21 protein-coding genes, 1 tRNA gene and 1 pseudogene are annotated in these 19696 nt (G+C 40.1%); 19 read left to right on the plus strand and 4 right to left on the minus strand.

Translation table 11 applies throughout. The annotated features are described in order from the left end of the window. Positions 1-493: 493 nt before the first annotated feature. From trpE to trpA, 7 genes are read left to right on the plus strand one after another with little or no spacing between them, the layout of a single operon-like run. Complete coding sequence (trpE, locus tag HT671_RS09885) at positions 494-1855, plus strand: anthranilate synthase component I (protein WP_000439608.1); 1362 nt, start codon at positions 494-496, stop codon at positions 1853-1855. After that, positions 1852-2418, plus strand: a complete 567-nt coding sequence (locus HT671_RS09890; protein ID WP_000601921.1) for an aminodeoxychorismate/anthranilate synthase component II — start codon at positions 1852-1854, stop codon at positions 2416-2418. Before trpE ends, HT671_RS09890 begins: the two co-directional genes overlap by 4 nt. 10 nt (positions 2419-2428) lie before the next feature. Further along, complete coding sequence (gene trpD / locus HT671_RS09895) at positions 2429-3433, plus strand: anthranilate phosphoribosyltransferase (RefSeq protein ID WP_050207425.1); 1005 nt, start codon at positions 2429-2431, stop codon at positions 3431-3433. Continuing rightward, positions 3430-4197, plus strand: coding sequence for an indole-3-glycerol phosphate synthase TrpC (trpC, locus tag HT671_RS09900; RefSeq protein WP_172923150.1), 768 nt, complete (start codon positions 3430-3432; stop codon positions 4195-4197). Before trpD ends, trpC begins: the two co-directional genes overlap by 4 nt. Further along, positions 4184-4783 carry a phosphoribosylanthranilate isomerase gene (locus tag HT671_RS09905; protein WP_000169908.1) on the plus strand — a complete coding sequence of 200 codons (600 nt, stop codon included), beginning with the start codon at positions 4184-4186 and terminating at the stop codon, positions 4781-4783. The genes trpC and HT671_RS09905 overlap by 14 nt, the downstream gene beginning before the upstream one ends. After that, a complete protein-coding gene (gene trpB / locus HT671_RS09910) occupies positions 4761-5984 on the plus strand; it encodes a tryptophan synthase subunit beta (RefSeq protein WP_023940760.1) in 1224 nt (407 codons plus the stop codon). Before HT671_RS09905 ends, trpB begins: the two co-directional genes overlap by 23 nt. Further along, the gene (gene trpA, locus HT671_RS09915) at positions 5977-6753 is read left to right on the plus strand and encodes a tryptophan synthase subunit alpha (RefSeq protein WP_138703374.1); all 777 of its coding nucleotides are present in this window, start codon (positions 5977-5979) and stop codon (positions 6751-6753) included. The genes trpB and trpA overlap by 8 nt, the downstream gene beginning before the upstream one ends. Here the strand turns inward: trpA and HT671_RS09920 are convergent. Next, positions 6725-6823: pseudogene (locus tag HT671_RS09920) on the minus strand (prepilin peptidase); the annotation flags it as partial. The gene trpA and the pseudogene HT671_RS09920 overlap by 29 nt on opposite strands. A 123-nt stretch (positions 6824-6946) precedes the next feature. On the opposite strand from HT671_RS09920, the gene HT671_RS09925 reads away from it, so the two are divergent. Both HT671_RS09925 and HT671_RS09930 read left to right on the plus strand, forming a co-directional pair. Further along, the gene (locus HT671_RS09925) at positions 6947-7678 is read left to right on the plus strand and encodes a hypothetical protein (protein WP_023940758.1); all 732 of its coding nucleotides are present in this window, start codon (positions 6947-6949) and stop codon (positions 7676-7678) included. A gap of 14 nt (positions 7679-7692) precedes the next feature. Then, the gene (locus HT671_RS09930) at positions 7693-8844 is read left to right on the plus strand and encodes an XRE family transcriptional regulator (protein ID WP_138703373.1); all 1152 of its coding nucleotides are present in this window, start codon (positions 7693-7695) and stop codon (positions 8842-8844) included. Between the two features lie 51 nt (positions 8845-8895). Here the strand turns inward: HT671_RS09930 and HT671_RS09935 are convergent, their stop codons facing one another. Next, positions 8896-9555 carry an A24 family peptidase gene (locus tag HT671_RS09935; protein ID WP_000565602.1) on the minus strand — a complete coding sequence of 220 codons (660 nt, stop codon included), beginning with the start codon at positions 9553-9555 and terminating at the stop codon, positions 8896-8898. Between the two features lie 69 nt (positions 9556-9624). On the opposite strand from HT671_RS09935, the gene HT671_RS09940 reads away from it, so the two are divergent. From HT671_RS09940 to HT671_RS09965, 6 genes are all read left to right on the plus strand, one after another. Then, entirely contained in the window at positions 9625-10080 is a 456-nt protein-coding gene (locus tag HT671_RS09940; RefSeq protein WP_000586773.1) for a GNAT family N-acetyltransferase, read from the plus strand. Between the two features lie 181 nt (positions 10081-10261). Further along, positions 10262-11263 (plus strand): LacI family DNA-binding transcriptional regulator, encoded by a 1002-nt coding sequence (locus HT671_RS09945; protein ID WP_000230199.1) that lies wholly within the window; start codon positions 10262-10264, stop codon positions 11261-11263. Between the two features lie 153 nt (positions 11264-11416). Beyond that, entirely contained in the window at positions 11417-12334 is a 918-nt protein-coding gene (locus HT671_RS09950) for a sugar ABC transporter permease (RefSeq protein WP_138703371.1), read from the plus strand. 10 nt (positions 12335-12344) lie between these two features. Continuing rightward, on the plus strand, positions 12345-13235 hold the full coding sequence (locus tag HT671_RS09955) for a carbohydrate ABC transporter permease (protein ID WP_000797956.1): 891 nt from the start codon (positions 12345-12347) through the stop codon (positions 13233-13235). Positions 13236-13263: 28 nt separating this feature from the next. Beyond that, positions 13264-14880, plus strand: coding sequence for an ABC transporter substrate-binding protein (locus HT671_RS09960; RefSeq protein ID WP_000669750.1), 1617 nt, complete (start codon positions 13264-13266; stop codon positions 14878-14880). A gap of 9 nt (positions 14881-14889) precedes the next feature. Beyond that, positions 14890-16209 (plus strand): glycoside hydrolase family 32 protein, encoded by a 1320-nt coding sequence (locus tag HT671_RS09965; RefSeq protein ID WP_000502536.1) that lies wholly within the window; start codon positions 14890-14892, stop codon positions 16207-16209. A gap of 210 nt (positions 16210-16419) precedes the next feature. Here HT671_RS09965 and HT671_RS09970 read toward each other — a convergent pair. After that, a tRNA-Lys gene (locus tag HT671_RS09970) sits at positions 16420-16492 on the minus strand. A 264-nt stretch (positions 16493-16756) separates the two neighbouring features. Next, complete coding sequence (locus HT671_RS09975; RefSeq protein WP_138703370.1) at positions 16757-18028, minus strand: replication-associated recombination protein A; 1272 nt, start codon at positions 18026-18028, stop codon at positions 16757-16759. Positions 18029-18309: 281 nt separating this feature from the next. On the opposite strand from HT671_RS09975, the gene HT671_RS09980 reads away from it, so the two are divergent. The 4 genes from HT671_RS09980 to HT671_RS09995 all read left to right on the plus strand — a co-directional run bounded on the left by HT671_RS09980 (position 18310) and on the right by HT671_RS09995 (position 19679). Beyond that, positions 18310-18531 (plus strand): hypothetical protein, encoded by a 222-nt coding sequence (locus tag HT671_RS09980; RefSeq protein WP_050110796.1) that lies wholly within the window; start codon positions 18310-18312, stop codon positions 18529-18531. 154 nt (positions 18532-18685) lie between these two features. Beyond that, complete coding sequence (locus HT671_RS09985) at positions 18686-18874, plus strand: hypothetical protein (protein ID WP_001862821.1); 189 nt, start codon at positions 18686-18688, stop codon at positions 18872-18874. 136 nt (positions 18875-19010) lie between these two features. Beyond that, positions 19011-19190 (plus strand): type II toxin-antitoxin system HicA family toxin, encoded by a 180-nt coding sequence (locus HT671_RS09990; protein WP_001132281.1) that lies wholly within the window; start codon positions 19011-19013, stop codon positions 19188-19190. Between the two features lie 36 nt (positions 19191-19226). Continuing rightward, complete coding sequence (locus tag HT671_RS09995) at positions 19227-19679, plus strand: type II toxin-antitoxin system HicB family antitoxin (RefSeq protein ID WP_000961810.1); 453 nt, start codon at positions 19227-19229, stop codon at positions 19677-19679. The last annotated feature ends 17 nt before the right edge of the window (positions 19680-19696 follow it).

Below are 19696 nucleotides of genomic sequence, written 5' to 3' on the forward strand. Positions count from 1 at the left end.
CTCAAAACACTGTTTTGAGGTTGCAGATAGAACTGACGAAGTCAGTAACCATACCTACGGCAAGGCGACGTTGACGCAGTTTGAAGAGATTTTCGAAGAGTATAAAGGTGTACCGAGATGAACACCTCTTCATCAATGTCTCTGGTCGTGGAGACAAGGACCTAGCTGCGATTGCAGATTACCTAGAAGCTAAAAAATAATAGATGGAAAAATTACAGTCTTTTCTCTCACAGAGAGCTTGTGGTTGCTGAAAACAAGTAGAGAAAGCTGTAAAGTTGGGTTCATCTGAAACGAGAGAAGAAAACATCATTCTTAAGGGAGTGCCCTTTATCGCACAGCCTGTTACAGGAGATATCTGAGACAGGAATGAGAGATAGGAGAAATCCTATAATTGAGGTGGCACCGCGAATTTCGTCCTCACGCAAGTTATTTTGCGTGGGGATTTTTCATACAGTCGCCACGAACTAGAATTAGAACTGAAAGGGAAATTACAATGGAACGAATCATTCATGGAGATGTCTTATCACCAATCTTGGCATATATGCGCTTAAAGGGGCAACACAAGGTTATCTTAGAGAGTATTCCGAGAGACAAGGAAACAGCTCGTTTTTCTATCCTAGCCTATAATCCAGTTTTTGAGATTAAGTTTGAAAATGGAGTCCTTTATCAAAATGGGAAAATGATTGATCAGGATCCCTTGGATTTCCTTTATGAAGTGACTCATAAGAGCCAGCACCATTCAGAGCTCCCTTTTGGTGGTGGAGCTATTGGTTTTGTTGGTTACGATATGATTTCGCTTTATGAAGAAATTGGTCAAATTCCTGAAGATACAATTGGAACGCCAGACATGCATTTCTTCGTCTATGAGAGTTACATTGTCTTTGACCACAAGAAGGAAAAAATTCATGTCATCGAGGATGCTCTCTATAGTGAGCGCAGTCAAGAGGCCTTGGAAAAATCCTTGAACCAAGTGCTTGAGGAATTACGCATTCCTGCTCCAAATGAATTTGAAGACTTGGATCTATCTCCGTTAGACTTCAAACCGCATATCGCTCCACATAAGTTTGAGGGAATGGTAGAAACAGCTCGTGACTTGATTCGTAACGGAGATATGTTCCAATGTGTACTCAGCCAGCGTTTCTCAGCAGAAGTTACTGGAAATCCATTTGACTTCTACAGAAATCTCCGCGTGACTAATCCTTCTAATTACCTTTATTTCTATGATTTTGGGGATTATCAAATCATCGGAGCTAGTCCAGAAAGTTTAGTTTCTGTCAAAAATGGCATCGTGACAACCAATCCGATTGCAGGGACGCGACCAAGAGGGGCTACGGATGAAGAAGACAAGACCTTGGCGACTGACCTCCTCTCTGATGAGAAGGAAACAGCAGAACATCGAATGTTGGTAGACTTGGGGCGTAACGATATTGGCCGCATCTCTGAAACGGCCAGTGTCCAAGTTACTAAGTATATGAAGGTGGAGCTCTTCCGCTATGTTATGCATTTGACCAGCGTGGTCAAGGGACGTTTGCTTCCAGAACTCACTGCTATGGATGCCTTGAAATCAACACTTCCTGCTGGAACAGTTTCTGGAGCACCAAAGATTCGAGCTATGAGACGCATCTATGAACTGGAAACAGAAAAACGGGGCGTATACGCGGGAGCAATCGGCTACTTGTCTGCGACGGGTGATATGGATTTGGCCATTGCCATCCGAACCATGATTCTCAAAAATCAAAGAGCCTATGTGCAGGCTGGGGCAGGGATTGTCTACGACTCTATCGCCCAAAACGAATACCAAGAAACCATTAACAAAGCAAAATCTATGACTAGAATTGGAGAACTAAGACCATGATTTTATTGATTGACAACTATGATTCTTTTACCTATAACTTGGCCCAATACATTGGGAATTTTGCAGAAGTTCAGGTTCTGAGAAATGATGATTCCAAGCTGTATGAAGAAGCTGAAAAAGCAGATGGTCTGGTCTTTTCTCCTGGTCCTGGTTGGCCAGTTGATGCTGGAAAGATGGAAGACATGATTTGTGATTTTGCAGGCAAGAAGCCGATTCTAGGGATTTGTTTGGGTCACCAAGCCATTGCAGAAGTCTTTGGTGGTAAGCTAGGTTTGGCTCCAAAAGTCATGCATGGGAAACAGAGCAATATCAACTTTGAAGCGCCATCTGTTTTGTATCAAGGTATTGAGGATGGCCGTGCGGTCATGCGTTATCACAGTATTTTGATTGAGGAAATGCCAGAAGACTTTGAAGTGACAGCTCGTTCGACTGATGACCAAGCCATCATGGGGATTCAACATAAAAACCTACCGATTTATGGCTTCCAGTACCATCCAGAGAGCATTGGAACGCCAGACGGCTTGTCTTCTATTCGGAATTTTATCGAGAAGGTTGTAAAGTGAGGAAACTAGGATGAAAGAGATTATTGAAAAACTAGCAAAATTTGAAAATTTATCAGGTGTGGAAATGATGGATGTCATTGAGCGTATCGTAACTGGGCGTGTAACTGAAGCGCAGATTGCTTCTCTCCTCTTAGCTCTTAAGATGAAGGGGGAAACACCTGAAGAACGCACAGCCATTGCCCAAGTCATGAGAGGACATGCCCAGCATATTCCAACTGAGATTCATGATGCCATGGACAACTGTGGTACAGGTGGGGACAAGTCTTTCAGTTTTAATATTTCCACAACTGCAGCCTTTGTCTTGGCTGGTGGCGGTATTCACATGGCCAAGCATGGTAACCGCTCGATTTCTTCTAAATCTGGCTCCGCAGATGTCCTCGAAGCCTTGGGAATCAATCTTGACCTCAAACCAGCTGAACTAGGTAAGGTCTTTGATAAAACTGGAATCGTCTTTCTCTTCGCTAAAAATATGCACCCAGCTATGAAATACATCATGCCAGCTCGTTTGGAATTGGGAATTCCAACGATTATGAATTTGACTGGTCCACTGATTCATCCAATGGCTTTAGAAACACAGCTTCTTGGAATTAGTCGTCCAGAACTCCTAGAAAGTACAGCTCAGGTTTTGAAAAATATGGGTCGCAAACGTGCCATCGTGGTTGCTGGACCAGAAGGGTTGGATGAAGCTGGCTTGAACGGAACAACCAAGATTGCACTTCTTGAAAATGGCGAAATCAGTTTGTCAAGCTTTACTCCAGAGGATTTGGGAATGGAAGGCTATGCTATGGAAGATATTCGTGGTGGGAATGCTCAGGAAAATGCAGAAATTTTGCTCAGCGTTCTGAAAAACGAAGCAAGTCCATTCTTGGAAACGACAGTCTTGAATGCTGGTCTTGGTTTCTATGCTAATGGTAAGATTGATAGCATCAAGGAAGGAGTTGCCTTGGCCCGTCAAGTGATTGCTAGAGGCAAGGCCCTTGAAAAACTCAGACTGTTACAGGAGTACCAAAAATGAGTCAGGAATTTTTAGCACGAATCTTAGAGCAGAAGGCGCGTGAGGTGGAGCAGATGAAGCTGGAGCAAATCCAGCCTCTGCGCCAGACCTATCGCTTGGCAGAATTTTTGAAGAATCATCAGGACCGCTTGCAGGTAATCGCTGAGGTCAAGAAAGCTAGCCCTAGTTTGGGAGATATCAATCTCGATGTGGATATTGTGCAACAGTCCCAGACTTATGAAGCAAATGGTGCAGTGATGATTTCTGTTTTGACAGATGAGGTTTTCTTTAAAGGTCATTTGGATTATCTAAGGGAGATTTCCAGTCAGGTAAACATTCCGACGCTCAACAAGGACTTTATCATCGATGAAAAGCAAATCATCCGCGCTCGCAATGCAGGTGCGACAGTCATCTTGCTCATTGTGGCAGCCTTGTCAGAAGAACGTCTTAAGGAACTTTATGACTACGCGACGGAACTTGGTCTGGAAGTCTTAGTGGAAACCCACAATCTAGCTGAACTAGAAGTGGCTCACAGACTTGGTGCCCAGATTATCGGGGTCAATAATCGCAATTTGACTACCTTTGAAGTCGACTTGCAGACCAGTGTAGACTTGTCCCAACACTTTAAGGAAGGACGTTATTACATTTCTGAATCTGCTATTTTCACAGGGCAGGATGCGGAACGACTAGCGCCATACTTTAACGGAATTTTAGTAGGGACAGCTCTCATGCAGGCAGAAGATGTAGCCCAGAGAACCAAGGAGTTGCAGATTGACAAAGGTTAAAATTTGTGGACTATCGACCAAAGAAGCGGTGGAAACAGCCGTTTCAGCAGGAGCCGATTATATCGGTTTTGTCTTTGCACCTAGTAAAAGACAGGTGACTTTAGAAGAGGCAGCTGTGCTGGCAAAGCTTATTCCTGCGGATGTGAAAAAGGTTGGTGTATTTGTTTCACCAAGTCGGGCAGAACTGCTAGAAGCGATTGACAAAGTTGGCTTGGACTTGGTTCAAGTTCACGGTCAGGTGGCAGATGATTTATTTGAGAATTTGCCTTGTGCCAGTATTCAGGCTGTGCAGGTAGATGGAAATGGGCATGTCCCCAATTCTCAGGCAGATTATCTACTCTTTGATGCCCCTGTGGCAGGAAGTGGCCAGACCTTTGACTGGGCTCAACTGGATACGACTGGATTAACTCAGTCTTTCTTTATCGCAGGTGGGCTTAATGAAGACAATGTAGTAAAAGCAATTCAACACTTTACTCCCTATGCAGTAGATGTATCAAGCGGAGTGGAGACAGATGGACAAAAAGATCATGAAAAGATTAGAAGATTTATAGAGAGGGTAAAGCATGGCATATCAGGAACCAAATAAAGATGGATTTTACGGAAAATTCGGCGGACGTTTTGTCCCAGAAATATTGATGACAGCAGTTTTGGAGTTGGAGAAGGCCTACCGTGAAAGTCAGGCAGACCCAAGTTTCCAAGAGGAATTAAACCAGCTTTTGCGCCAGTACGTAGGACGTGAAACTCCTCTTTATTACGCAAAAAACTTGACCCAGCATATCGGCGGAGCCAAGATTTATCTCAAACGGGAAGACCTTAACCATACAGGAGCCCACAAGATTAACAATGCCTTAGGACAAGTTTGGCTTGCCAAACGCATGGGTAAAAAGAAAATTATCGCAGAAACGGGTGCTGGTCAGCACGGTGTGGCAACTGCAACTGCTGCGGCCCTCTTTAACATGGAATGTACCATCTACATGGGTGAGGAAGATGTCAAACGCCAAGCCCTCAATGTCTTCCGCATGGAGCTTTTGGGAGCCAAGGTCGAGGCTGTAACAGATGGTTCGCGCGTGCTCAAGGATGCGGTCAATGCAGCCCTTCGTTCATGGGTGGCTAATATCGACGATACCCACTATATCCTTGGTTCTGCCTTGGGGCCTCATCCATTTCCAGAAATCGTTCGTGACTTCCAAAGTGTCATCGGTCGCGAAGCTAAACAACAGTATCGCGATATGACAGGTCAAAATCTGCCCGATGCCCTAGTAGCCTGTGTTGGTGGTGGATCTAATGCTATTGGGCTCTTCCATCCCTTTGTAGAAGATGAGTCTGTAGCTATGTATGGAGCTGAAGCGGCTGGACTTGGTGTGGATACAGAGCACCACGCAGCTACCTTGACCAAGGGTCGTCCAGGTGTCCTTCACGGTTCCCTCATGGATGTGCTCCAAGATGCCCATGGTCAAATTCTTGAAGCCTTCTCTATCTCAGCAGGTTTGGACTATCCTGGTATCGGTCCAGAACATTCTCACTACCACGATATTAAACGTGCTAGCTATGTTCCTGTGACGGACGAGGAAGCCTTGGAAGGATTCCAACTCTTGTCTCGTGTGGAAGGGATTATCCCAGCCTTGGAATCTAGCCATGCCATTGCCTTTGCGGTGAAATTGGCCAAAGAACTTGGACCAGACAAATCCATGATTGTCTGCCTATCGGGTCGTGGGGACAAGGATGTGGTTCAAGTCAAGGACCGCTTGGAAGCAGATGCAGCAAAGAAGGGAGAAGCTCATGCCTAAGACATTAACAGAAAAATTAAATGCTATCAAAGCAGCTGGAAAAGGAATTTTTGTTCCCTATATCATGGCTGGAGACCATGAGAAAGGTTTGGACGGTCTTGCTGAAACAATCCACTTTTTAGAAGATTTGGGTGTCTCTGCCATTGAAGTGGGCATTCCCTTTTCAGACCCTGTTGCAGATGGACCTGTTATCGAAGAAGCTGGCTTGCGCAGTCTAGCCCACGGGACCTCTACCCAGGCTTTGGTTGAAACCTTGAAAACCATTGAAACAGAGATTCCACTGGTCATTATGACCTACTTCAACCCCCTCTTTCAGTACGGTGTGGAGAACTTTGTCAAAGATTTGGCAGATACAGCGGTTAAGGGCTTGATTATCCCAGACCTGCCTCATGAGCATGCCAACTTTGTAGAACCATTTTTGGCAGATACAGACATCGCCTTGATTCCTCTAGTTAGTTTGACGACAGGGCTTGAGCGTCAGAAAGAGTTGATTGATGGGGCAGAAGGATTCGTCTATGCGGTTGCCATCAATGGGGTGACAGGGAAATCAGGCAATTACCGCGCAGATTTGGACAAGCACTTGGCACAACTTCATCAAGTGGCCGATATCCCAGTCTTGACAGGATTTGGCGTATCTAGTCAAGCTGATGTAGAACGCTTCAATGCGGTATCGGATGGTGTTATTGTCGGTTCGAAAATTGTAAAAGCCCTCCACCAAGGAGAGCCGATTCAGGACTTTATCAAACAAGCAGTAGCTTACCAAAAATAATCACACAAGCAGCAAGTAAGAGGAAAGGCACAAAAGGAAGTCTTTCCTTTTTCTTTTGCAGGAGAAAAGCTGGTTTTAGATATCATTTGCTAAATTACTCTAATATATAACTTTAAGAAAAAGCTAATTATTGTAGTAATTTCTTTAAGAAAATGATATAATTCATTAAAAAGTATTCGGAGGAGGAAGAATTATGTTGAATCAGGATCTCTTTGATTCGCTTGAGGCACAAAAAATTGTAGATACTTTGATGAAAGGGCAAAAAGATTATGTAGATGAACGTCTAGAAAAAAGAGAGACAATGAAAGTGTCGAATGGTTATGCATGGACGCGACCTAATCATATTGATAATGCATTTGCATCAGCAGATTTGTTTGAGTATAAATTACAATTAGCAGGACAGACTTGGGGATATTTAGAATTTGAAACAAATACAGAAAAATATGGGAAAGTATTGTTAATTATAAAGGGTAAGAAGCGACTTACGAGCCAATTTCCTTTGGTACAAAAAAATAAGAGTGGCTACTTATTTGAATATGCTCGGATGAATACACTTTATCTTAATCAACATTCTTCCTACAAAAATGATGAAGATAGTCATTCTTTTCCAATTCAGATGGAGTTAGTTTCTGATGAAATGATTCAAGAAATTGAACAAGCTACCAAAAATTCGAATATCGAAAAATTTATGATTTTAACTTATGAGGCGGACTCAGAAAACAATATTATATCTGTAGATGTTGTTATGCCTGATGCACGAACTGGTCAGTTACACTTGATTCAGGATTTGTCTGAGTATATTCAATCAAGTTCGTACCATTTTGAAGAAGCTAAATATCAAAATATTCCTAATTTTTCAGAATTATCGGAAACAGAAGATTTTGAAATTATTCCAAGAATAGAAAAACAAGAAGGTCAAAAGTAGTAAGGAGTATGTAAATGTTTAATGGTCGGGTATTGAAAGAATTACGGCTGTTAAATGGTTTAAGTAGAGCAGAATTGGCTCAGAGAATTGATTTAACGGAACAAGCCATTTGGCAGTTTGAGTCCAACGAAACGAAACCTAAATTATCAACCAAAATGCATTTGGCCAACCAATTTCATGTTGATTTAACTTATTTTGAACAAGAAGAAGAAAGTATTCGATTTGATTCTTCTGTAATTGCCTTTAGAAATGCAGACCTAGCAACACGGAAAACAATAGATATTCAAACTATGTATTTACATAAGGTAGATAGTTTGATTGATTATTTTGAAAGTTTTGTAATTATACCTAATATTACAATTCATGACCTAAGTAATGTAGTGAGTGAATCTTATCATAAGGGAGAATCCATTGAGGAATTGGCTCTTTATGCCAGGGAAAAATTAGGTATTTCAAAAGATAATCATGATTTGCTTTATAAATTAGAACGTTCAGGAATCTATATCGTTGAACGATTAATTAATGGCCAAGCTGATGCTTATAGCGCATGGTCAAAATTGGGAAGACCTTATATTGTGCTGGGAACGAATAAATCATCTGTACGTCGAAATTTTGATTTAGCTCATGAGCTAGGACATATTCTTTTACACAAATATAAAGATATGAATGAAGATGGCGATCGTTTGGAGCAAGAAGCAAATTATTTTGCATCATGTTTTTTATTGCCAAAAGAAGAGTTTTTAGTCAAATTTGAAGAGAGGGTTGGCAAGCGTGTCAGCAATCCGGATAGTTATATTTTATTGAAGTCGGATTTGAATGTTTCGATACAGGCTTTAGAGTATCGAGCTTTTAAATTAGGATTATTGACTCCAAAGCAACATTCTTACTTTTATCGTCAAATTGCGCAAAAAGGTTACAAAATTATTGAACCTCTGGATGATCAAATTTTTGTTAAAAAGCCAAGCAAAGTAAAGAGTATTCTGGACGTCGTTTTGAGTAATCATCTGGTCAGTCTAGCGACTATAATGTCTAAACAAAGTATTCGTTTACAGTTTATAAGCGAAATATTTTCAGTCGAAATGAAATTTTTTGATCAGTATCAAGAAGATAAAAGAACAGATCGATTTGATAACATCATTCCTTTGTACAAAAGAAATAATTTATAATTCAACTGTGAAATAATTTCATGAAGGACATATGGCAGAAATTGGACTTTATCAAACAAGCAGTAGCTTACCAAAAATAATCACACAAGCAGCGAGTAAGAGGAAAGGCACGAAAGGAAGTCTTTCCTTTTTCTTTTGCAGGAGAAAGGCTAGAATCCCCGTTGCAGAAGCAAACTGAATCAAGATGAGCAATTCTGTTGCGCTAAAGACGAGAGCGCAAGAAGCTAAAAAAAGGAAATCCCCTGCACCCATGCGGATATCGATAAAATGAGCCAAAATTCCAAGTATGAGGAAGGAGATCATGACCAGATTCCAGCCAGAGGAAGCTATTAGGATTAGGTGGAAAGTCATCCAGACCAGTAAGGGATATTCCTGATGGCGAAAGTCGTAGATGCCCAAGGTCAAACCAGCAGTGATTAGGATGACTTGACTCAAGGAAAGTAATTCCCAAGAGTAAAGCAGAAAGAGGAGTCCTAAGCCTAGTTCAAAGAGGGCATACCAGACAGGATAGCGGACCTTGCAGTAGCGACAGCAAAAGCGATTGAAGACCTGTGAGAGAATCGGAATCAAATCTAAGGGACGCAAGCGAGTCTGACAGGAATCGCAGTGACTGGCTGGACTGATAATGGATTGCTCTGGAAAACGGTCAATGACCAAACCAAGAAAGGAAGCGAGAATACTCCCGACAAGAAAAAAATAAATATCAATCATACTTATCTATTCGTAAAAAATAGGAGAAGTAGTATAATGGAGAGACATAGATAAGATGGTGAGGTCAAGATGATAATTCGTTTTGAAGAAAAGGTGAGCACAGAAAACGCTCAGCTCGTATGCCAATGGTCCAACTCCCTTGGCAAATCCTTTCAAGAACAATGGATGGGACCAAGGATTCCTTTTCCACTGACCCTTCAAGCCTTGCAAGACTTGGAAGGAGTCTTTTCAATCTTTGATGGACACGAGTTTGTCGGGCTTATCCAGAAAATCAGGCTAGAAGACAGCAATCTTCATATTGGAAGATTCTTTATCAACCCCCAGAAACAGGGGCAGGGCTTAGGTAGGCAGGCTTTAAGGAAATTTGTTAGTTTGGCCTTTGAAAATGAAGATATAGACAGTATTTCTTTAAATGTCCTCGAAGCAAATCAAAGAGCTCAGAATCTTTACCAAAAAGAAGGATTTGAAATCGTTCAAATGGTTGAAGCACCTGTACGGAAATATATTATGAAAAAGAGGAGATAGAAAGCAAACAAAGTCTTTTCCTGTGGTTGGTAGATTCCTATATATGAAATTGATGGGATTTTAGAAAGCCGATTGGAGTGATTTTATTCATGATGGGAAAAAGGGTCTGGACAAAAATGATTGAGAAATAGTTGCTAAAAAAGCGTTTGCATGATACTATATATTGAAAGGAGGTGATAAGATGGTAGAACAAAGAAAATCAATTACCATGAAAGATGTTGCTTTAGAAGCAGGAGTTAGTGTTGGAACAGTTTCACGTGTGATTAATAAAGAAAAAGGCATTAAAGAAGTAACCTTGAAAAAAGTGGAGCAAGCGATTAAAACTTTGAATTACATTCCAGATTACTATGCTAGAGGAATGAAAAAAAATCGAACAGAAACGATTGCAATCATTGTACCAAGTATCTGGCATCCCTTCTTTTCAGAATTTGCTATGCATGTGGAAAATGAAGTCTATAAGAGAAATAACAAATTACTCTTATGTTCTATCAATGGTACAAATAGAGAGCAAGACTATCTGGAGATGTTGCGTCATAATAAAGTTGATGGAGTGGTTGCCATTACCTATAGTCCAATTGAACATTACTTGACGTCAGGAATTCCCTTTGTTAGTATTGACCGCACATACTCAGATATTGCCATTCCTTGTGTTTCATCAGATAATGATGCAGGTGGAAGAGAAGCAGCTAAACAATTAATTAGTAAAGGATGTCAGCATTTAGCCTTTGTGGGCGGACATAATACAACCATTAATGAAACCAAACGTCGTAGAATTTCCTTTGAAAAGTATGTCCAAGAGCATAAAATACCTCTTAGTATTTTTGATTTGGATGAGACAGTTACTGACTATCATGGAAAGCTAGAGAGTTTCTTGGAAGACAATCATTCTATAGATGGAATTTTTACAATTAACGACTTTGCAGCTTTAGATGTTATTGATATACTAGAAAAAAATGGTAAACGTATTCCTCATGATGTCCAAATTATTGGATACGATGGAATTAAAATGGCTGGAGATAGAGATTATCTACTTTCAACTATTGAACAACCATTGGAAGAAATGGCAAAAGAAGCGGTTCGGATTTTGTTTGATATTATTGATGGAAAGACTGTTAATTTGCAGACAATCCTACCAGTGAAATTTGTTGAAGGAAAAACAACAAAAAATGAAAATAAGTCTTGACAGAAAACGCTAACAATGTTAGAATGAATTCAGATAAAAAAAGATTTATTTTTTTAAAACAAAAATGAAACGTTTCAAAAACAAAACAAATAGACAGCGCCAAGCGTTATCTTTTTCGACCAAAAATGAAACGTTTCAAAAAAGGAGGTTGCTATGAATAGCAAAGCGAAGCAAGTTTCTCTTTGGGAAAGAATCAAGAAACAAAAACTCTTGTTATTGATGACTGTCCCTGGTTTAGTTTTAACCTTTATCTTTAAATACATTCCTATGTACGGGGTTTTAATCGCATTTAAAGATTACAATCCCTTAAAAGGAATTTTAGGGAGTGATTGGATTGGTTTTTCTGAGTTTACAAAATTCATATCCTCTCCCAACTTTGGTATCTTGTTAGCCAATACTTTAAAATTAAGTATCTATGGTTTATTGCTTGGCTTTTTACCACCAATCATTCTTGCTATTATGCTCAATCAACTCTTGAGTGAAAAAGTTAAAAAACGAATTCAGCTCATTTTATACGCACCAAACTTTATCTCAGTCGTTGTTATCGTTGGTATGATTTTCCTTTTCTTTTCAGTGGGAGGATCAATTAACAATTTTCTCTCTATGTTTGGAATGAAGGCTGACTTCTTGACAAATCCAGACTTCTTTAGACCTTTATACATCTTTAGTGGTATCTGGCAAGGAATGGGGTGGGCTTCAACGCTCTACACGGCAACGTTGGTAAATGTAGATCCAGCCTTAGTAGAAGCAGCACGACTGGATGGAGCCAATATCTTCCAACGAATCTGGCACATTGATATTCCAGCTCTTAAGCCTATTATGGTTATCCAATTTGTTTTAGCTGCAGGTGGAATCATGAATGTCGGATATGAAAAAGCATTCCTGATGCAGACATCGTTGAACTTGCCAACTTCTGAAATTATCTCTACATATGTCTATAAAGTTGGTCTTGTATCAGGAGACTATTCTTACTCAACAGCGGTTGGTTTGTTTAATGCAGTGATTAACGTAGTATTGCTAGTCGCGGTTAACCAAATCGTTAAACGCGTGAATAATGGTGAAGGAATTTAAGGAGGGAAGCATGAAAAATTCGATTATGGATACAAAATTTGATAGACGTATCTTACTCTTAAATAAAATCATTATTGTCTTTATCGTTTTGATAACCTTACTTCCTTTACTTTATATCGTCGTAGCATCCTTTATGGATCCTAAGGTTCTGGTTAGTAGAGGGATTAGCTTTAATCCAGCCGATTGGACGGTAGAAGGTTACCAGCGTGTATTCAGTGACCAATCTATTCTAAGAGGTTTTATCAATTCTCTACTATACTCTTTTGGCTTTGCGGCTTTAACAGTCTTGCTATCTGTGTTTACAGCTTATCCTCTTTCTAAGAAAGACTTGGTAGGGCGCCGTTGGATTAACTACTTCTTGATTGTAACCATGTTCTTTGGTGGTGGTTTAGTCCCAACTTACTTGCTGGTAAAAGATTTGGGCATGCTGAATACTCCATGGGCTATCATTGTTCCAGGTGCTGTCAATGTTTGGAATATTATTCTTGCTAGGGCTTATTTCCAAGGATTGCCTGAAGAATTAGTTGAAGCAGCGGTCATTGATGGTGCAAATGATTTACAGATTTTCTTCAAAATCATGCTTCCTCTTGCAAAACCAATTATGTTTGTTCTCTTCCTCTATGCTTTTGTCGGCCAGTGGAACTCATACTTTGATGCAATGATTTATATCAAGGATCCAAACTTGGAACCATTGCAACTAGTACTTCGTAAAATTCTCATTCAGAGCCAACCAGGTCAAGACATGATTGGAGCACAAGCGGCTATGAATGAAATGAAACGTTTAGCTGAATTGATTAAATACGCAACTATTGTCATTTCCAGCTTGCCATTGATTGTTATGTATCCATTCTTCCAAAAATACTTTGATAAAGGAATTATGGCTGGTTCACTTAAAGGATAAAAAAAGAAAAAATAAAAGGAGTTTTCTCATGAAATTCAAAACATTCTCAAAATCAGCAGTTTTGTTGACAGCTAGTTTAGCAGTACTTGCAGCCTGTGGCTCAAAAAATACAGCTTCAAGTCCAGATTATAAGTTGGAAGGTGTAACATTCCCGCTTCAAGAAAAGAAAACATTGAAGTTTATGACAGCCAGTTCACCGTTATCTCCTAAAGACCCAAATGAAAAGTTAATTTTGCAACGTTTGGAGAAGGAAACTGGCGTTCATATTGACTGGACCAACTACCAATCCGACTTTGCAGAAAAACGTAACTTGGATATTTCTAGTGGTGATTTACCAGATGCTATCCACAACGACGGAGCTTCAGATGTGGACTTGATGAACTGGGCTAAAAAAGGTGTTATTATTCCAGTTGAAGATTTGATTGATAAATACATGCCAAATCTTAAGAAAATTTTGGATGAGAAACCAGAGTACAAGGCCTTGATGACAGCACCTGATGGGCACATTTACTCATTCCCATGGATTGAAGAGCTTGGAGATGGTAAAGAGTCTATTCAAAGCGTCAACGATATGGCTTGGATTAACAAAGATTGGCTTAAGAAACTTGGTCTTGAAATGCCAAAAACTACTGATGATTTGATTAAAGTCCTAGAAGCTTTCAAAAACGGGGATCCAAATGGAAATGGAGAGGCTGATGAAATTCCATTTTCATTTATTAGTGGTAACGGAAACGAAGATTTTAAATTCCTATTTGCTGCATTTGGTATAGGGGATAACGATGATCATTTAGTAGTAGGAAATGATGGCAAAGTTGATTTCACAGCAGATAACGATAACTATAAAGAAGGTGTCAAATTTATCCGTCAATTGCAAGAAAAAGGCTTGATTGATAAAGAAGCTTTTGAACATGATTGGAATAGTTACATTGCTAAAGGTCATGATCAGAAATTTGGTGTTTACTTTACATGGGATAAGAATAATGTTACTGGAAGTAACGAAAGTTATGATGTTTTACCAGTACTTGCTGGACCAAGTGGTCAAAAACACGTAGCTCGTACAAACGGTATGGGATTTGCACGTGACAAGATGGTTATTACCAGTGTAAACAAAAACCTAGAATTGACAGCTAAATGGATTGATGCACAATACGCTCCACTCCAATCTGTGCAAAATAACTGGGGAACTTACGGAGATGACAAGCAACAAAATATCTTTGAATTTGACCAAGCAACTAACAGCCTCAAACACTTACCACTAAACGGAACTGCACCAGCAGAACTTCGTCAAAAGACTGAAGTAGGAGGACCACTAGCTATCCTAGATTCATACTATGGTAAAGTGACAACTATGCCAGATGATGCCAAATGGCGTTTGGATCTTATCAAAGAATATTATGTTCCTTACATGAGCAATGACAATAACTATCCAAGAGTCTTTATGACACAGGAAGATCTGGATAAGATTGCCCACATCGAGGCAGATATGAATGACTATATCTACCGCAAGCGCGCTGAATGGATTGTAAATGGCAATATTGATGCTGAGTGGGATGATTACAAGAAAGAACTTGAAAAATACGGACTTTCAGATTACCTCGCTATTAAACAAAAATACTACGACCAATACCAAGCAAACAAAAACTAGAGGTTGATTATGGGAGATAAGAAATACACAGTAGAAAAAGCCAATCGTTTTATAGCAGAAAATAAACATCTCGTAAATACTCAATATAAGCCTGAAGAACATTTTTCAGCTGAGATTGGTTGGATCAATGATCCAAATGGATTTGTCTATTTTCGTGGAGAATACCATCTCTTTTATCAATTCTATCCTTATGATAGTGTTTGGGGGCCTATGCACTGGGGACATGCTAAAAGTAAGGACTTGATGACTTGGGAGCACTTGCCGGTGGCACTTGCTCCTGACCAAGATTATGACCGCAATGGATGTTTCTCAGGTTCTGCCATTGTCAAGGATGATCGCCTCTGGCTCATGTATACTGGGCATATCGAAGAAGAAACAGGTGTTCGTCAAGTGCAAAATATAGCATTTTCAGACGACGGGATTCACTTTGAAAAGATTGAACAAAATCCAGTTGCAACTGGAGCAGACTTGCCAGATGAGTTGATTGCTGCTGATTTTCGTGATCCAAAACTCTTTGAAAAAGATGGACGCTATTACTCCGTAGTAGCTGCCAAACACAAGGATAATGTGGGCTGTATCGTTCTACTAGGGTCCGATAACCTAGTAGAATGGCAGTTCGAATCCATCTTTTTAAAAGGGGTAGAACACCAAGGCTTCATGTGGGAATGCCCAGATTACTTCGAGTTAGAGGGGAAAGATTGCCTTATTATGTCACCCATGCGTTATCAGCGTGAGGGAGACTCATATCATAACATCAACTCATCGGTTTTGTTCACGGGTAAGGTAGATTGGGGAGAAAAACGTTTTATCCCAGAATCAGTTCAAGAAATTGATCATGGCCAAGACTTCTATGCGCCTCAAACATTGTTGGACGATCAAAATCGTCGTATCCTGATTGCTTGGATGCAGACATGGGGGCGTACCCTTCCAACCCATGACCAAGAACACAAATGGGCATGTGCCATGACTTTACCTAGAATTCTAAGATTGGAAGATGGCAAACTAAGACAATTCCCTGTTAAAAAAGGCCAATATCAAATCCAAATAGATAAAGATTGTCATTACCGCTTAGGAAATGATACAGATTATCTTGAATTTGGTTATGTCAGTAATGCGCAGCAAGTTTACATTGATCGTAGCCATCTTGTTCAAAAAATTCTAGGTGAAGAAGAACAGGATACAAGCCGACGGTATGTAGATATTGAAGCTAAAGAATTGGATGTTATTTTAGATAAAAATTCCATCGAGATTTTTGTTAATCAAGGCAAAGCAAGCTTGACTGCAACTTATTACTTAACAGTGCCAGCTGAGCTATCACGAATCGATTAAAAATAAAGTTATTTCTCCTAAAGAAAAAGTTCTCTTTCTAAAATAGTGGAAAGAGGACTTTTTGTGTTTTGGGTATATAAGCTTAGTTTATGGTATTTGTAAAATTGGTGTTGGATTATGATTTAAACTAGTTTTCTAAAGAATTTGAAAAAAATTTTATTTAAGCAAAAAAAAAACCTTGGTTCCAAGGCTTTTCCTGTTGTATGTAGATGCCCCCTACAGGGATCGAACCTGTGACCCACGGATTAAGAGTCCGCTGCTCTGCCAGCTGAGCTAAGGAGGCAAAGAAAAAAGCTGTATTGGTGCCGAAACTTCACGGTTTGTATTGAACCCGCGCAATTAAGCAGGTGGGCAACTCACTCTAACTGAAGCTGTTTCCGTGTGAGACGGCCTACATGCTGTTAGAAGACTTTTGTTTCCCTAATAATACAAAAAATAGTCGGTCAACACTTAAGTGTGAAGTCGTACACCACAGCGTTTCTATACTTATATGATACCACTTTTTCAAAAAAAATCAAGAGGAAAGTGCAATTTTTTGAAAAGGATTTCAGATTTTTCGCAAACGGTCGATAGCTTCCTTTCTTTGAGCCAAGGCCCGTTCATATTTACCAGTATCTTCTGCTTGGAAATAGTGATGATTACGAATTTTTTCTGGCAGATAGTCTTGCTTGACCCAATTTCCAGGATAGTTGTGTGGATAGAGATAGTCTTGGGCATTGCCAAGTTCCTTGCTTCCACTGTAGTGCCCATCACGCAGGTGTCGCGGAATAGGCAAGTGCCCTGATGTTTTGAGGTCAGCAAGTGCCTTATCCATAGCTACATAGGCTGAGTTGGATTTTGGAGAAAGGGCCAAATCAATCACGACATTGGCAATGAGAATGCGGGCTTCTGGGACCCCAATCTTCTGGGCAGCATCCAGAGCAGTCACGGTATGAATCTGGGCCTCAGGATTGGCTAAGCCAATATCTTCATAGGCGATAACAGTCAAGCGACGAGCGAGACTAGGCAGATCCCCAGCCTCAATCAAGCGGGCAGCATAGTGGAGACTGGCATCCACATCTGAGCCACGGATAGACTTTTGCAGGGCAGATAGAACATCATAGTGACCGTCTCCATCCTTGTCCATAGTGATGTAGCTTCTCTGAAGACTATTTTCCATGATGTCTAAGGTGATGTGGCGAATGCCCTTGTCATTCTCAGGGGTAGAGAGAACAGCCAAGTCCAGTGAGTTAAAGGCAGAGCGAAGGTCTCCGTTTGTAGAGGTTGCGATGAAATCCAGCGCATCCTCATCTAGTTCTATTGGAAAATCAAAACCACGTTCAGGGTTACTTAGAGCTATCTGCAGGGCCTCTTTGACGTCTTGGTTAGACAGAGGTTCCAACTCGAAAATTTGAACACGGCTACGAATGGCAGGAGTGACAGAGAAGAAAGGATTTTCAGTCGTTGCTCCAATCATGATGACCAGTCCACTTTCCAAGAGAGGCAAGAGGAAGTCTTGCTTGGTCTTATCTAGTCGATGAATTTCGTCTAGCAATAGGACGAGACCACCAGAAAATTTAGCTTCTTCCGAGATTTCTTGCAGTCGCTTTTTACTATCAACTGTCGCATTGAAAGTTCGAAAGGCATACTTGGTCGTTCCAGCGATGGCAGAGGCAATACTGGTTTTGCCGATTCCCGGAGGGCCATATAGAATCATGGAGGACAGGCGGTTGGCTTCCACCATGCGGCGGATGATTTTTCCAGGTCCGACCAGATGCTCCTGACCGATGACCTGGTCGATGGTTTTAGGGCGCATGCGAAGCGCGAGATTGTCTGGCATAGCAGTCCTTTCTAGCGTGGATTTGAGTAGAATGACTGATCTACTATATCCATTCTAGCCTATTAGTTGTGATATTTCAATGGTTTTGTAATAATCAGGGAGTGAGATAGAATCTTTTTTACTATTTAATTTAATGAGGAGAGGTATCAGCATGAGAGATTTGATTTTCTTTAAAGCTCAAAATAGGATAGTTGAGCCTAAAGAAGTGGAAGTGCTGACTTGAGAAATAATATTGCTGAATGTCATTGTATGAACTATAATGAAAAGAGAGGTGATAAGCAATGGAAATGATGGAACTACCAAGTCAGGAAATTTTGATTTTTACAAAACAAATTCGTCATTGGATTCTTAGTGATCAAGTTATTTCAGGGAAAAGAAAACTTTTCTTCCGGGAAGATACTCCAAAATCAAGTTTAGATTTGTACGAAAACATTAAATCTAAACTTGATTTTGCTTACCAAGAAGTTCATTCTAATAATGGGTTGAAAAAATATGAAAAATAGAATAATTGATGTTTTTGAAGTAGTAAATCGCCTCCTTGTAATAACTGTTGAAAATCCTGATTTTGAATACTTGAGAGTTAATCATACTCAATGAAAATCAAAGAGCAAACTAGGAAACTAGCCGCAGGCTGTACTTGAGTACGGTAAGGCGACGTTGACGTGGTTTGAAGAGATTTTCGAAGAGTATCAGTTTGTAAAAATTGGAGATAAAAAATATAGAGTACGCAGTGTTCCTATGATTCATTCAACTCCGCCTCAATCTGTCTTAGATCGAGATACTTTTACAATTGACTATACAGATGATGAATTGCTCGATAAAGAAGCAGTTTTTACTACTCATTAGAAAAATAGGTATGAATAAATTGGCTTCCCTTAGAACCACATCTAAGGGTTTTTATGTATAATAGAATAATAAGTATCACTCCTTTACAATACGTGTAACACGTGTTATAATGGTGTTGTCAGGAGGTAAAAGCGCTATGCCTATGACACAAAAAGAGATGGTTAAACTCCTTACGGCCCATGGTTGGATAAAGACTAGAGGCGGTAAAGGCTCCCATATTAAAATCGAGAAGCAAGGGGAAAGACCTATCACAATCCTTCATGGTGAGCTGAATAAGTACACTGAAAGAGGGATAAGAAAGCAAGCTGGGTTGTAAAATTCAGCCCCTGCTTTTTGATATGGAGGTAGTGAAATGTTAGTTACGTATCCAGCTTTATTTTATTATGACGACACAGACGGAACAGAAGCGACTTATTTTGTCCATTTCCCAGATTTTGAATACTCAGCTACACAAGGAGAGGGGATTTCTGAGGCTTTGGCTATGGGGTCGGAGTGGCTAGGGATAACTGTTGCAGATTTGATAGAGAGTGATGGAGAGTTACCTCAGCCATCAGATATCAATAGCTTGTCTTTAATTGATAATGATCCTTTTAAAGATGATGAAGATTTCGTGTCAACCTATGACCTTGATAAATCTTTTATTTCTATGGTATCTGTTGATGTATCAGAATACCTAGGAAGTCAGGAACCCATTAAAAAGACTTTGACCATACCAAAATGGGCAGATAAGTTGGGACGAGAAATGGGACTTAACTTTTCTCAGACTTTGACAGACGCTATTGCAGATAAGAAAGTTCAAGCCTAAGATTAAGCGTGGTATCG

This window comes from Streptococcus sp. 2741 (genome assembly GCF_013276315.1).
Lineage (GTDB): Bacteria > Bacillota > Bacilli > Lactobacillales > Streptococcaceae > Streptococcus > Streptococcus pseudopneumoniae.

What these genes read in the sequence shown, in the direction of transcription:
- trpE (WP_000439608.1), top strand. Translation starts at nt 494, where the DNA reads ATGGAACGAATCATTCATGGAGATGTCTTATCACCAATCTTGGCATAT.
- HT671_RS09890 (WP_000601921.1), top strand. Translation starts at nt 1,852, where the DNA reads ATGATTTTATTGATTGACAACTATGATTCTTTTACCTATAACTTGGCC.
- trpD (WP_050207425.1), top strand. Translation starts at nt 2,429, where the DNA reads ATGAAAGAGATTATTGAAAAACTAGCAAAATTTGAAAATTTATCAGGT.
- trpC (WP_172923150.1), top strand. Translation starts at nt 3,430, where the DNA reads ATGAGTCAGGAATTTTTAGCACGAATCTTAGAGCAGAAGGCGCGTGAG.
- trpB (WP_023940760.1), top strand. Translation starts at nt 4,761, where the DNA reads ATGGCATATCAGGAACCAAATAAAGATGGATTTTACGGAAAATTCGGC.
- trpA (WP_138703374.1), top strand. Translation starts at nt 5,977, where the DNA reads ATGCCTAAGACATTAACAGAAAAATTAAATGCTATCAAAGCAGCTGGA.
- HT671_RS09925 (WP_023940758.1), top strand. Translation starts at nt 6,947, where the DNA reads ATGTTGAATCAGGATCTCTTTGATTCGCTTGAGGCACAAAAAATTGTA.
- HT671_RS09930 (WP_138703373.1), top strand. Translation starts at nt 7,693, where the DNA reads ATGTTTAATGGTCGGGTATTGAAAGAATTACGGCTGTTAAATGGTTTA.
- HT671_RS09935 (WP_000565602.1), bottom strand. Translation starts at nt 9,555, where the DNA reads ATGATTGATATTTATTTTTTTCTTGTCGGGAGTATTCTCGCTTCCTTT.
- HT671_RS09940 (WP_000586773.1), top strand. Translation starts at nt 9,625, where the DNA reads ATGATAATTCGTTTTGAAGAAAAGGTGAGCACAGAAAACGCTCAGCTC.
- HT671_RS09945 (WP_000230199.1), top strand. Translation starts at nt 10,262, where the DNA reads ATGGTAGAACAAAGAAAATCAATTACCATGAAAGATGTTGCTTTAGAA.
- HT671_RS09950 (WP_138703371.1), top strand. Translation starts at nt 11,417, where the DNA reads ATGAATAGCAAAGCGAAGCAAGTTTCTCTTTGGGAAAGAATCAAGAAA.
- HT671_RS09955 (WP_000797956.1), top strand. Translation starts at nt 12,345, where the DNA reads ATGAAAAATTCGATTATGGATACAAAATTTGATAGACGTATCTTACTC.
- HT671_RS09960 (WP_000669750.1), top strand. Translation starts at nt 13,264, where the DNA reads ATGAAATTCAAAACATTCTCAAAATCAGCAGTTTTGTTGACAGCTAGT.
- HT671_RS09965 (WP_000502536.1), top strand. Translation starts at nt 14,890, where the DNA reads ATGGGAGATAAGAAATACACAGTAGAAAAAGCCAATCGTTTTATAGCA.
- HT671_RS09975 (WP_138703370.1), bottom strand. Translation starts at nt 18,028, where the DNA reads ATGCCAGACAATCTCGCGCTTCGCATGCGCCCTAAAACCATCGACCAG.
- HT671_RS09980 (WP_050110796.1), top strand. Translation starts at nt 18,310, where the DNA reads ATGGAAATGATGGAACTACCAAGTCAGGAAATTTTGATTTTTACAAAA.
- HT671_RS09990 (WP_001132281.1), top strand. Translation starts at nt 19,011, where the DNA reads ATGCCTATGACACAAAAAGAGATGGTTAAACTCCTTACGGCCCATGGT.
- HT671_RS09995 (WP_000961810.1), top strand. Translation starts at nt 19,227, where the DNA reads ATGTTAGTTACGTATCCAGCTTTATTTTATTATGACGACACAGACGGA.